This window comes from Arthrobacter sp. Soil_N43, from assembly GCF_057655195.1.
Map to the genome: position 1 here is coordinate 1 of NZ_JBDGML010000082.1, position 12,073 is coordinate 12,073.

The 12,073-nt window shown below is 66.2% G+C and carries 11 protein-coding genes and 2 pseudogenes; 10 read left to right on the top strand and 3 right to left on the bottom strand.

Annotation, left to right across the window (positions count from 1 at the left end):
• A pseudogene (locus tag AC3A3W_RS09375) lies at positions 1–324 on the bottom strand (HNH endonuclease signature motif containing protein); the annotation flags it as partial.
• Positions 325–718: 394 nt separating this feature from the next.
• Complete coding sequence (locus tag AC3A3W_RS09380) at positions 719–1,738, bottom strand: LacI family DNA-binding transcriptional regulator (protein ID WP_487442200.1); 1,020 nt, start codon at positions 1,736–1,738, stop codon at positions 719–721.
• A gap of 112 nt (positions 1,739–1,850) precedes the next feature.
• Here AC3A3W_RS09380 and AC3A3W_RS09385 point away from each other — a divergent pair, with 112 nt between their 5' ends.
• The 8 genes from AC3A3W_RS09385 (at position 1,851) to AC3A3W_RS09420 (ending at position 10,515) form a co-directional block, all read left to right on the top strand.
• Positions 1,851–2,267, top strand: coding sequence for an L-rhamnose mutarotase (locus AC3A3W_RS09385; RefSeq protein ID WP_487442202.1), 417 nt, complete (start codon positions 1,851–1,853; stop codon positions 2,265–2,267).
• Positions 2,264–3,430 carry an L-rhamnose isomerase gene (gene rhaI / locus AC3A3W_RS09390; protein WP_487442204.1) on the top strand — a complete coding sequence of 389 codons (1,167 nt, stop codon included), beginning with the start codon at positions 2,264–2,266 and terminating at the stop codon, positions 3,428–3,430. The genes AC3A3W_RS09385 and rhaI overlap by 4 nt, the downstream gene beginning before the upstream one ends.
• A gap of 5 nt (positions 3,431–3,435) precedes the next feature.
• Positions 3,436–5,490 carry a bifunctional aldolase/short-chain dehydrogenase gene (locus AC3A3W_RS09395; RefSeq protein WP_487442206.1) on the top strand — a complete coding sequence of 685 codons (2,055 nt, stop codon included), beginning with the start codon at positions 3,436–3,438 and terminating at the stop codon, positions 5,488–5,490.
• Positions 5,487–7,016 carry a rhamnulokinase gene (locus AC3A3W_RS09400; RefSeq protein WP_487442207.1) on the top strand — a complete coding sequence of 510 codons (1,530 nt, stop codon included), beginning with the start codon at positions 5,487–5,489 and terminating at the stop codon, positions 7,014–7,016. Before AC3A3W_RS09395 ends, AC3A3W_RS09400 begins: the two co-directional genes overlap by 4 nt.
• Positions 7,017–7,106: 90 nt before the next feature.
• The gene (locus AC3A3W_RS09405) at positions 7,107–8,411 is read left to right on the top strand and encodes an MFS transporter (protein WP_487442209.1); all 1,305 of its coding nucleotides are present in this window, start codon (positions 7,107–7,109) and stop codon (positions 8,409–8,411) included.
• 297 nt (positions 8,412–8,708) lie between these two features.
• Positions 8,709–9,875, top strand: a complete 1,167-nt coding sequence (locus AC3A3W_RS09410; RefSeq protein WP_487442211.1) for a 3-deoxy-7-phosphoheptulonate synthase — start codon at positions 8,709–8,711, stop codon at positions 9,873–9,875.
• A 102-nt stretch (positions 9,876–9,977) separates the two neighbouring features.
• Positions 9,978–10,190, top strand: coding sequence for a helix-turn-helix domain-containing protein (locus AC3A3W_RS09415; protein ID WP_205651337.1), 213 nt, complete (start codon positions 9,978–9,980; stop codon positions 10,188–10,190).
• Between the two features lie 226 nt (positions 10,191–10,416).
• Entirely contained in the window at positions 10,417–10,515 is a 99-nt protein-coding gene (locus AC3A3W_RS09420; RefSeq protein WP_003792170.1) for a 30S ribosomal protein bS22, read from the top strand.
• Between the two features lie 186 nt (positions 10,516–10,701).
• Here the strand turns inward: AC3A3W_RS09420 and AC3A3W_RS09425 are convergent, their stop codons facing one another.
• Complete coding sequence (locus AC3A3W_RS09425) at positions 10,702–11,520, bottom strand: HAD family hydrolase (protein ID WP_487442213.1); 819 nt, start codon at positions 11,518–11,520, stop codon at positions 10,702–10,704.
• 119 nt (positions 11,521–11,639) lie between these two features.
• Here AC3A3W_RS09425 and AC3A3W_RS09430 point away from each other — a divergent pair, with 119 nt between their 5' ends.
• Complete coding sequence (locus tag AC3A3W_RS09430) at positions 11,640–11,894, top strand: glutaredoxin family protein (RefSeq protein WP_487442214.1); 255 nt, start codon at positions 11,640–11,642, stop codon at positions 11,892–11,894.
• Between the two features lie 89 nt (positions 11,895–11,983).
• A pseudogene (locus AC3A3W_RS09435) lies at positions 11,984–12,073 on the top strand (redox-sensing transcriptional repressor Rex); the annotation flags it as partial.

The following is a 12,073-nucleotide window of genomic DNA, read 5'->3' on the forward strand; positions in this document are numbered from 1 at the left end:
CCGGTCGACCGCGGCGGCGGAGAGTAACTGCAGGTGCTCGGCCCGGCGCGAAATCTCCTCGGCCACCTCGGCGAAGTCCGCAGCCTCCCGGAACCCAGCCAGTGCCAGCTCCCCGGGCGCGGACTCCACCGCCGATTCCAACACCGCCAGAGCCTGCCGCAGATTAACGGAACCACCGCCGTCGGACGCCGAGCGAAGGCCACCAGAAGCCGCAAGGGGAACGCTGCGGAGCCGGCGGCTCCCCAGCAGGGCAGCCGCACTGACGCCCGGCGTTACCGCCTGGCCTGCGGTGCGAACCGCTGCGTCTTCCCCCATGGCTTCCATAGGAAAACTCTGTCAGAGGGGTCTGACATTAAAGGGAAGAACTCATTGGATAGGTGAGGGGTGTCCCGCGCAGAGCGGCTCATTCGCGGCGAATGGGAACTGGTGGAACATGATGAGGCGTGCCCCTGTGGAAGCGGCGTGCCCAGGTGGTGGGCGCCGAAGCCGTGGACGCCTACGAGGGCCACCCTGAAGGAATCACTGCTGCGGTTTCAGGTGGCACAGCCTAAGAGGGGGCCGTGAGGCGGGACGTCATTGTCTTCATGGCAAAGCACTTTACTCTTTTGGGAGGCCTTGTGTAACGTTTCAATTCGAGACCGGGCGTCCGCCACAGACCTCCCGGTAGCGGACGCCCTAGGTGCGCGCCCGCGTCTAAGGCCACGGCTTAGGCCACGGCTCAGACCGCGGCTCCGGCCGTGCTCTGCCGCACCACGAGTTCGGGCGTGAAGACGACGGCGCGGTGCCGCGGGTGCGCTTCATCGAGTTCCTCGGCGAGGAGCTCGATTGCCGTCCTGCCAATGGCCTCCGTGGGCTGGCGGATGGAGGACAGCGGCACGACGGCTGACACGGCAAAGTCAATGTCGTCGTAGCCGATCAGGGCGACGTCCTCCGGGATGCGGAACGTGTGGGTCATGGCAAGGGACTGCATGACGCCCAGCGCCAGGAGGTCGTTGGCACAGAAGATGCCGTCGGGAATTTTGTCTGCGCTGCGGCCCACCAGCTGGTCGCCCATCGCGCGGCCCGCGAGGACCGTCTGCCCGTCCGACTCCATGACTTCCAGAGACGCCTCCGGAACGTCTGCGACGGCGCGCCGCGCCCCCTCGAGGCGGTCCGAGAACTGTCGGACCGACGTCGGCCCTGTCACGAAGGCGAGCCGACGGCGGCCGATGTCCAGCAGGTGCCGGGCAGCGAGGTAGCCGCCTTCGACGTCGTCGACAGAGACGGAACTGTAGCTGGCGTCGTCCGCGAGCCAGTCCACCAGGACGGTGGGCACGCCGCGATCCCGGAGTTGGTCGATGCGTTCCGCGACGTCGCCGACGGGCGAGATCAGGAGGCCCTGGACGCGCTGCTCCTGGAAAAGGTCGATGTAGCCTGACTCCCTGCTGGCGTCGTGGCCGCTGTCGCCGAGCAGGACGGCACTGCCGTGGAGCGCCGCCGCATCCTCGGCGGCCCGGGCCACGGACGTGAAGAACGGGTTGCCGACGTCGAGCACGATGAGGCCGATGGTCCGGCTGTGGCCGGCGCGGAGTTGCCGGGCGGCGTCGTTGCGCACGAAACCGAGTTCCTCGATGGCCTGCAGGACGCGGTCCTTGGTGCGCGGCGAAACCCGGTCCGGATTGTTCAGGACATTCGATACCGTGCCCACTGCCACGCGGGCGTGGTTGGCGACATCTTTGATGCTGGCTGACCGCAACATACTCCTCCAAGCTCTCGGGGGCAGGGAATGCTTGACACCCGCCTTCCTCCAAGCGTACTTTGAATCGTAACAATGAAACGATTCAAAAAATTAGAAAGCCAGGGGATTCTAGATGAGGGCCTGTTTCCGCTCCCAAGTGCAGCCCGCGGTGGCTGATGAATACCGCCGCCGGCACGCGCAGGTCTGGCCCGAGATGCTGACGGCGCTCAAGGATGCGGGCTGGGACAACTACTCGCTGTTCCTAGCCGACGATGGACTGCTGATCGGATATCTGGAGTGCGATGACTTCGACAGCGTTCGGGCCCGTATGGCACTGACTGACGTCAACGCCCGCTGGCAGGCCGAGATGAGCAGCCTGTTTGCCGACACGGACCATCCGCCGGATTCGGGCTTCGCCGTGCTGCCCGAGGTTTTCAACCTTGAGGACCAGCTCGCCGCCGCCTCGGATGAGGGCTTACACCGGCCGGCCACGCAAGAAACCGACATACCAACCGTGAAACCAGTGAGAGAAACCGGAACACCATCATGAACGACGTAGCAACGGCGCTGGGCAGGCTCGGGGAGCTTGCCATCGAGGTCCCTTCGTGGGCCTATGGAAATTCTGGCACGCGGTTCAAGGTGTTCGGCACGCCCGGCACGCCGCGGACTGTGCAGGAAAAGATCGCGGACGCGGCCAAGGTCCATGAGCTGACGGGGCTGGCGCCCACGGTGGCGCTGCATATCCCCTGGGACAAGGTGGATGACTACGCGGGGCTGCAGGAGTACGCGGCGGGCCTGGGCGTGGGGCTGGGCACGATCAACTCGAACACCTTCCAGGACGACGAGTACAAGTTCGGCTCCCTGACCTCCTCGAACGAGGCGGTCCGCCGCCGGGCGATTGATCATCACTTCGAGTGCATCGACATCATGCACGCCACTGGGTCCCGGGATCTGAAGATCTGGCTGGCGGATGGCACGAACTACCCCGGCCAGGATGACATGCGCGGCAGACAGGACCGGCTGGCCGAGTCCCTGCAGGAAATCTATGCCCGGCTGGGCGAGGACCAGCGCCTGGTGCTCGAGTACAAGTTCTTCGAACCCGCTTTCTACCACACGGACGTCCCGGACTGGGGCACCTCCTACGCGCAGACCCTGGCCCTGGGGGAGAAGGCCTTTGTCTGCCTGGACACCGGCCACCACGCCCCGGGCACCAACATCGAATTCATCGTCATGCAGCTGCTGCGCCTCGGCAAGCTCGGCTCGTTTGACTTCAACTCGCGCTTCTACGCCGATGATGACCTGATTGTCGGGGCGGCGGACCCGTTCCAGCTGTTCCGCATCATGCACGAGGTGATCCGGGGCGGCGGCTTCGGTAAGGATTCGGGTGTGGCGCTGATGCTGGACCAGTGCCACAACCTGGAGGAGAAGATCCCAGGCCAGATCAGATCGGTGCTCAACGTCCAGGAAATGACGGCCCGGGCCCTGCTGATTGATACGGCTGCTTTGGCGGAGGCGCAGCGCGCCGGTGACGTCCTGGCCGCGAATGCGGTGTTCAACGACGCGTTCTACACCGATGTCAGGCCGATGCTGGCCGAATGGCGTGAATCCCGCGGCCTGCCCGCGGATCCGCTGGCCGCCTTCAGGGCCAGCGGCTACCAGAAACAGATCAACGAGGACCGCGTGGGCGGCCAGCAAGCCGGATGGGGCGCCTAATTACTATGACTAACAAGACTGTTGAAGAGCTCATTTCCCGCTCCAACCGCCTGGGCGCGGACAAGCGGAACACGAACTTCGCCGGGGGCAACACCTCGGCGAAGGGCACCGAGAAGGACCCGGTAACGGGCGACGACGTCCAGCTCCTTTGGGTGAAGGGTTCCGGCGGCGATCTGGGTACTTTGCGGGCGGAAAACCTCGCGGTGCTCCGCCTTGACCGTCTGCAGGCGCTGAAGAACGTCTACCCCGGGGTGGAGCGCGAGGACGAGATGGTCGCAGCCTTTGATTATTGCCTGCACGGCAAGGGAGGCGCCGCGCCGTCGATCGACACGGCCATGCACGGCCTGGTGGACGCCGCGCATGTGGACCACCTGCACCCGGACTCGGGCATCGCGATCGCCACGGCCGCCGACGGCGAGGCGCTGACGGCGAAGATCTTCGGTGACAAGGTCCTCTGGGTGCCGTGGCGCCGGCCCGGGTTCCAGCTGGGCCTGGACATCGCGGCGATCAAGGACGCCAACCCGCAGGCAGTCGGCACCGTCCTGGGCGGGCACGGCATCACGGCCTGGGGCGCCACCAGCGAGGAGGCCGAAGCCAACTCACTCTGGATCATCGACCAGGCCGAGCAGTACATCCGCGAAAACGGCCGCCCGGAGCCTTTCGGTCCCAAGCTGCCCGGCTACGCCCCGCTCCCCGAAGCGGAGCGCCGCGCGAAGGCTGCGGCGCTGGCACCGGTGATCCGGGGCCTGGCGTCCACGGACAAACCGCAGCTGGGGCACTTCAGCGATGACGTCGTCGTTCTTGACTTCCTCGAAGCCGCCGAGCACCCGCGGCTCGGTGCGCTCGGAACGTCCTGCCCGGACCACTTCCTGCGCACCAAGGTCAAGCCGCTGATCCTGGACCTGCCCGCTGACGCCTCCATCGAGGACTCCGTGGACCGGCTGAAGGAACTCCACGCCGAATACCGGCAGGACTACCAGGCCTACTATGACCGGCACGCGGTTTCGGCGAGCTCAACCACCGAGGCCAGCCCGGCGCTGCGCGGCGCGGACCCGGCGATCGTCCTGGTCCCGGGCGTGGGCATGTTCTCCTACGGCAAGGACAAGCAAACCGCCCGCGTGGCCGGCGAGTTCTACATCAACGCCATCAACGTGATGCGCGGTGCCGAGGCGATCTCGACCTACGCCCCGATCGAGGAAGCCGAGAAGTTCCGGATCGAGTACTGGGCGTTGGAGGAAGCGAAGCTGGCCCGGATGCCCAAGCCCAAGTCCCACGCCACCCGCATCGCGCTGGTGACCGGCGCGGCGTCTGGGATCGGAAAGGCGATCGCCACCCGCCTCGCTGCGGAAGGCGCCTGTGTGGTGATCGCGGACCTGAACCTCGAGAACGCGGAAAAGGTCGCCGAGGAGCTCGGCGGACCGGACGTGGCCATTGGCGTGCAGGCCGACGTGACCGACGAAGCCCAGGTCCAGGCGGCCATCCAAAAGGCCGTGCTGGCGTTCGGCGGCGTCGACCTGGTGGTCAACAACGCCGGGCTGTCCATCTCCAAGCCGCTGCTCGAAACCACCGAGAAGGACTGGGACCTGCAGCACAACGTCATGGCCAAGGGCTCCTTCCTGGTGGCCAAGGCCGCCGCGAAGGTCATGATCGAGCAGGAGATGGGCGGTGACATCATCTACATCTCCTCCAAGAACTCCGTGTTCGCCGGCCCGAACAACATCGCCTACTCCGCCACCAAGGCCGACCAAGCCCACCAGGTCCGCCTCCTCGCGGCCGAACTGGGCGAGTACGGGATCCGGGTCAACGGCATCAACCCCGACGGCGTGGTGCGCGGCTCCGGAATCTTCGCCGGTGGCTGGGGCGCCAAACGCGCCGCGGTCTACGGCGTGGACGAGCAGGAACTGGGCAAGTACTACGCCCAGCGCACACTGCTCAAGCGCGAAGTCCTGCCGGAGAACGTGGCCAACGCCACCGCCGTGCTCACCAGCGCCGAACTGTCCCACACCACCGGCCTGCACATCCCCGTGGACGCCGGCGTCGCGGCAGCTTTCCTCCGATGAACACGCCTGCAGAGGCACCACGTCCTGAACCAGATGTCGACGGCGGCCTGTTCGCCGGCAGTGTTTTCGCCGCCGTCGACATCGGCGCCTCCTCGGGCCGGGTCATCCTCGGACGCATGGCCGGCGAACGGATCACCGGTGGTGCCGGTGGCGGCGGCGTGGCCCTGGAAACGGTGCACCGCTTTCCCAACGGGGTAGTAGAGCTCGACGGGGACCTCCGCTGGGACTTCGACACCCTGTTCGCCGAGGTGCTCACCGGGCTCGCGGCGGCCGGACGCGTCGCTGCGGAGCGCGGTGAGCCCATCACCAGCATCGGGATCGACACCTGGGCTGTGGACTACGGGCTGGTCAACGCCGCGGGCGAGCTCAGCGCCCAGCCGTACAGCTACCGCGACGAACGCAGCCGCGCCGCCGTCGCCCGGGTCCACGAAAAACTGGACCCGGCGCGGCTTTATGCGGTCACCGGGCTGCAGTTCCTGCAGTTCAACACCATCTACCAGCTCGCCACCGAGCCACACCTGGACGGGCTGCAGGCCCTGCTCATCCCGGACCTGATCGCATTCCTGCTCACCGGGGAGCGCCGGACGGAGGCCACCAACGCCTCCACCACGGGGCTGTTCGACGCCGTCGCGGGGGAGTGGGCCACCGAGCTGTTCGGGCCCCTGGCCCTGCCCAAGAACCTGTTCCCGCCGTTGATCCGGCCGGGCGAAACGGTCGGCGCCCTGTTGCCCGGCATTGCGGAACGCACGGGTCTGCCCGCCGCAACGAAGGTAGTGGCCGTTGGCTCGCACGACACCGCCTCCGCCGTCGCCGCTGTCCCCGCGGACACGGAGAACTTCGCCTATATCTCCTCCGGAACCTGGTCGCTCGTGGGGCTGGAACTGCACCACCCGGTGCTCACCGAAGCGAGCCGCGCGGCGAACTTCACCAATGAGCGCGGCGTGGACGGCACCACCCGGTACCTGCGCAACGTCGGCGGCCTCTGGCTGCTCAGCGAATGCCAGCGCACCTGGGCCGGGGGCGGCTACCGGCCCGCGATCGGCGAGCTCCTCGACGCGGCGGCGGCGCTCCCGCCCGGCGGGCCGCGCATCGACCCCGACGACCCGTACTTCATCGCGCCCGACAACATGCCCGAACGCATCCGGGCAGCAGTCCGCAACACAGGAGCGGTCCTGCCGGACCAGCCGGCGGCCATCGTCCGATGCATTCTGGACAGCCTCGCCGCTGGCTACGCCCGCACCCTCGCCGACGCCGAACGACTCGCCGGCGTCGCCGTGGACGTGGTGCACATCGTCGGCGGCGGCTCGCAGAACGCGCTGCTGTGCCAGCTCACGGCACAGGCCATTGGCAAACCCGTCATCGCCGGCCCGGTTGAGGCAACGGCTCTCGGTAACGTGCTGGTCCAGGCCCGCGCAGCAGGCGTGGCCACCGGCGGTTTGCCGCAACTTCGCTCGATCGTCGGTGCAGGAACGAGCTTGCGCCGCTACGCACCCCTCGACCTGATCGCAAACACCGCCACGAATTAGACACCTTGCGAAGTACCTGAAACGTATCAAAAAGGGGCAGGCCAGAGGGTCCTGCCCGGCGCCGACGGCGTCGCCAGAGAAAGATTCAGAATGACCAACACCCCAGAGATCGGCGGCTGGAAGGCCACTGTCGCCGTGTCCATGTCCAACTACATCGAAGCCGGATCCATCATCGCCCTGGCGACGAGCCTGACGCTGTGGCAGGAGTACTTCGGCTTCAGCAACCTGGTTGTTGGGCTTATTGCCGCCCTCAGCGCCAACGCCTTCGGTGCCGCCGTTGGCGCGATGATCGGCGGACCATTGGGCGACCGCTACGGCCGCAAATTCATCTACACCTACGACCTCATCCTGTACATGATCGGCACAGCCCTGGTGATCTTTGCCGTGGCCCCCTGGATGCTCATCGTTGGCGTGATCCTCACCGGGATCGCGGTGGGAGCCGGCGTGCCCGTCGCCTGGACCTACATCGCGGAAGAGGCACCTGCTGAACAGCGGGCACGGCACGTGGGCACCGCCCAGTTTGCGTGGTCGCTCGCTCCGGCCTTGGTCTTCCTCCTTGCCACCGTCGTCGTTCCGCTCGGGTTGCTGGGTAGCCGCCTGGTCTTCGCGCACCTGTTCGTCATTGCTTTCATTACCTGGTGGATCCGGCGCCGGCTTTCCGAGTCCCACACCTGGAAGAAGTCGAACGAAGCGCGTCTGCTGGAGGAGGCATCCGGCGTCAAGCGCCGCAACTACCGTGAGATGCTGACCAACGCCACCAACCTGAAGGCCCTCCTTTTCCTCGTGGGCGTCTACGCCCTCTGGAACCTCGTTGCCGGGCAGATGGGCATCTTCATGCCGCGGGTCTACGAGTCGTCCGGGGTTGAATCGTCCGCCGAGCAGAATCTGCTGCAGGTGCTGCTTTGGACGCTTACCGTCCTGGCCACGTATTTCGGCTTCATGAAGTACGGCGACCGCATTGACCGCCGCCTGTTGTACGGGATCGGCGCCGTGCTGGGCATTGCCGCCTGGGTCCTGCTGGTCTTCGTTCACGTCACGATGCCGGTACTGATCCTCTTCGCGGCACTCTGGGGCATCTCGGCCGGCATCGGCGCCCAGGCCTTCTACGCCTTATGGGCAGCTGAAATGTTCGCGACGCGCTACCGGGCCAGTGCGCAGGGTGTGCTCTTTTTCGTCGCCCGCATCGTTGTGGGCCTGTTGAGCTACTGGTTCCCGACGCTGCTTGCCGAGCGCGGTGTGCCCTTTGTGGGCCTCATCATGATCGGGGCTTTGGTGGCCGCCATGCTCATCGGGATCATCTGGGCGCCGGACACCCGGGGCAAGAGTCTGGAGCAGATCGAGCAGGAACGTTACGGCGGGCCTGCCAAGCAGCCGGTGGAGCAAACCACGGCGTAACCCCGGCGCCAGACCAGCGCGAACGTACATTTGTGGCCCTTGGGAAACGCTTCCCAGGGGCCACAAGTGCACGTTCGCGCTCCCGCCGATTTGTGGTGGCGTGCGGGCCGCGGTTATGGTGTGGCTATGACTAACCGTTGGTATGCGTATTTTTCGTTGGCTCTGGAGGGGCCCGCGTCTAACTGACACGCATCCAACTACCTTCAGAGCCAACAGGGCAGAGATCATTCTCTGCCCTTCGCCATTTCTCCGGCGGGTTCTGATCTGGGCCCGCTCCGTACCCGGAACAGGACCCACATGAGCACCGCAGCAGCCACCGAAACCCAGCAGCCGGCATCGAGCATCACCGGCGCGACGCACACCGCCTCGAAGCAGTCCACCTCGAATCTGCGCGTCAGCGGGATCACCGCACTGCCCACTCCCCAGGAAATGATCGCCGAACTGCCGCTGGACGCCAGGATGGCAGAGGTTGTCGAGCGCGGCCGGGACGAAGTCCGGGCCATCATGGACGGCGTGGACGACCGCCTGCTGGTGATCGTCGGACCGTGCTCCATCCACGATCCCAAGGCCGGACTCGAATACGCCCGCCGCCTCGTCAGCCAGGCCGAGAAGCACAAGGAAGACCTGCTGATCGTCATGCGCGCATACTTCGAAAAGCCGCGCACCACGGTCGGCTGGAAGGGCCTGATCAACGACCCGCGGCTCGACGGAACCCACGACATCGCCACGGGCCTGCGCGAGGCGCGCCGCTTCCTGCAGCAGGTCACCGCCCTCGGACTGCCCGCCGCCACCGAATTCCTTGAGCCGATCAGCCCGCAGTACATGGCCGACGTCGTGTCCTGGGGCGCCATCGGTGCGCGCACCACCGAAAGCCAGATCCACCGCCAGCTCGCCTCCGGGCTCTCCATGCCCATCGGCTTCAAGAACGGGACCGACGGCGACCTCCAGGTAGCGGTCGACGCCTGCAGCGCCGCCGCGGCAGCCCAGGCTTTCCTGGGGATCGACGACGACGGCAGGGCGGCGCTTGTCTCCACCGCCGGCAACCCGGACACGCACGTCATTCTGCGCGGCGGCCGGAAGGGCCCCAACTACTCCGCCGCCGACGTCGAAGCTGCGTCATCCAGGCTCGCCGCGAAGAACCTCAACCCGCGGCTCATCGTGGACGCCAGCCACGCCAACAGCGGCAAGAGCCACCACCGCCAGGCTGAGGTTGCCCTCGAAATCGGTGCCCAACTGGAGGATGCAGGTGCCGCCGCAAACGCCGTGGCCGGGGTCATGCTGGAGAGCTTCCTCGTGGGCGGTGCCCAGAACCTGGACGTGGCCGAACACGCCGCCGGAAACGACGATCTCGTCTACGGCCAGAGTGTCACCGACGCGTGCATGGAGTGGGACGTGACGGCCTCGGTGCTGCACCAGCTGGCGGCGTCGTCGCGGAAACGCCGGGCTTTCACAATGGCCACGTGAGCATCTAGAGTAACTAGAACACGGTTGTTCGATGGCTCAGCATCGGCGCACCGCTCACAAAATGGATGCCGCACAGTTGCTGAGAGCAAAGGAATATGGGAAATGTCCGCAGAGTCGAACTTCTCGAACGCCAAGTTCTTGACCGTGGCCGAAGTGGCTGAGGTCATGCGCGTCTCCAAAATGACCGTGTACCGGCTGGTTCATTCCGGAGATATGCCCGCCGTCCGGTTCGGCCGGTCGTACCGGGTTCCGGAAACCGCCGTCGAACAGTACCTGAAGGGCGCTGTTGTCGACGGACAGTCGGATACCGCGTGATTCTTGGCGCTCAACTGACCGCTCGGGTTTCCATGACGGCTGCAGCTTCCTTGGGGGCGGCTGCAGGTCATGGGGACGCCGGCGGTCAGGAGGCGCCCGGATAGGCGGTACGCTGTTAAGGAACGTTTTACGTCATTGTAAGAATCTGTCAGTTGTTCAGTCTGTTGCTTAGTCCACGGACCTTCTCCATCAGACAGGTACTGCATCTAGTTTGTAAGGAACTTTCGTGGGTTCAGTTATTAAGAAGCGTCGCAAGCGTATGGCCAAGAAGAAGCACCGCAAGTTGCTTCGCAAAACGCGCCACCAGCGCCGCAATAAGAAGTAGAGATACTTTCTGCGCGTCAATGCCCGCTCCCTTTCGAGGGTGCGGGCATTTTTGCGTCCTGGCCGCCCGCGGCGTTTGGCTTGCGTTCGGCCGACGCGGAAAGTGCGTCCCGACGCGCAAATGGGCTGGCGACGCGGGAATTCCGGTGTCCTCGGGAAATTTGCGCGTCGCGGGGAACGAAGTGCGTCAGATCCGCGGGCCGCGGAAGCGGGAGTAGCCCCTCCAGAGGCCGTAGACGGCCCCTCCGGCGGTTGCGGCCTTGAGCCCGAGGGTGGCGGCGCGCCGGCCGGAGCGGAAGTCGTAGACCGGCCAGTTGTGCTCCCGGGCGTGCTTGCGCAGCCGGGCGTCCGGGTTGATGGCGACCGGGTGTCCCACGAGCGTCAGCAGCGGGATGTCGTTGTAGGAGTCGCTGTAGGCCCAGCAGCGCTTGAGGTCCAGGCCCTCGGCGTCGGCGATGCCCTGGACGGCCACCGCCTTGGCCGGGCCGTGCAGGATGTCTCCGACCAGCCGCCCGGTGTACAGGCCCTCACTGATCTCGCCTACCGTGCCCAGCGCCCCCGTCAGGCCCAGCCGGGTGGAGATGACCGTGGCCACCTCGATCGGTGTGGCCGTCACGAGCCAGACCTGCCGCCCCACGCGCAGGTGCTGCTGGGCCAGTGCCTTGGTGCCGGGCCAGATCCGGGAAGCGATCATCTCGTCGTAGACCTCTTCGCCGAGCGCCTTGATGTCTTCGACGGTGATGCCGGAGGCGAGGGTCAGTGCGGAGTCCCGCACCGCGTGGACGTCGTCCATGTTTTCGCCACGGAGCACGAACTTGAACTGCTTCCACGCCATGCCCGCGGCCTGGGTGAGCGTAAAGGCCCCCCGCTGATGCATCTTGCGGGCCACGTGGAAAAGGCTGGCGCCCTTCATGAGGGTGTTGTCGACGTCGAAGAAAGCGGCCTCGCCTTGTTGCTGCGTTGCAACCGGCTGCGTGGCCACAGCGACGTACTTCTCCTCGGGCATGCCACTGAGTCTAGTCAACGCGGGCGGGCCCATCATCCGCGTACGCCGGACGGGCGCGTTCGCCGGCGCTCGCTACCGCCGGCATCGCTCCCCGGCGGGAACGGCGTTACGGTTGAGCCATGGCAAATCCCGACGTCGTTCTCCTCACCAAAGCTGACTGTCACCTGTGCGCCGCCGCGCGCGACGCCGTCGGGCGGGTTGCTTCCGCGCTGGGCCTTGGGTGGACGGAACAGTCGGTGGACAGCGATGAAGCCCTCCGGAACCGCTACGCCGAAGAGATCCCGGTGGTGCTGGTGGACGGGATCCAGCGCGACTTCTGGAAGATTGACGAGGCCAGGCTCGAGCGCGTCCTGCGCCAGGCGATGGCGCGCTAGCCGCGGATCCAGCGCACAGGCACCGGCTTTGTTGACATAAGTGATGGGGATTTAGAGTGGACTCACAACGCGACGCAATGGAGCAATTAGTGACTTCGCTCGATTCACCACCCCAGGCCGTGCCCGGGGACACGGGAGCTGCCGGCAAGCAGATCCCGCCCGCGGCCGTGGCCCGGCTG

Excerpts from the sequence above, each read along its gene's own strand:
- AC3A3W_RS09380 (WP_487442200.1), bottom strand. The coding sequence starts at position 1,738 with ATGTTGCGGTCAGCCAGCATCAAAGATGTCGCCAACCACGCCCGCGTG.
- AC3A3W_RS09385 (WP_487442202.1), top strand. The coding sequence starts at position 1,851 with ATGAGGGCCTGTTTCCGCTCCCAAGTGCAGCCCGCGGTGGCTGATGAA.
- rhaI (WP_487442204.1), top strand. The coding sequence starts at position 2,264 with ATGAACGACGTAGCAACGGCGCTGGGCAGGCTCGGGGAGCTTGCCATC.
- AC3A3W_RS09395 (WP_487442206.1), top strand. The coding sequence starts at position 3,436 with ATGACTAACAAGACTGTTGAAGAGCTCATTTCCCGCTCCAACCGCCTG.
- AC3A3W_RS09400 (WP_487442207.1), top strand. The coding sequence starts at position 5,487 with ATGAACACGCCTGCAGAGGCACCACGTCCTGAACCAGATGTCGACGGC.
- AC3A3W_RS09405 (WP_487442209.1), top strand. The coding sequence starts at position 7,107 with ATGACCAACACCCCAGAGATCGGCGGCTGGAAGGCCACTGTCGCCGTG.
- AC3A3W_RS09410 (WP_487442211.1), top strand. The coding sequence starts at position 8,709 with ATGAGCACCGCAGCAGCCACCGAAACCCAGCAGCCGGCATCGAGCATC.
- AC3A3W_RS09415 (WP_205651337.1), top strand. The coding sequence starts at position 9,978 with ATGTCCGCAGAGTCGAACTTCTCGAACGCCAAGTTCTTGACCGTGGCC.
- AC3A3W_RS09425 (WP_487442213.1), bottom strand. The coding sequence starts at position 11,520 with ATGCCCGAGGAGAAGTACGTCGCTGTGGCCACGCAGCCGGTTGCAACG.
- AC3A3W_RS09430 (WP_487442214.1), top strand. The coding sequence starts at position 11,640 with ATGGCAAATCCCGACGTCGTTCTCCTCACCAAAGCTGACTGTCACCTG.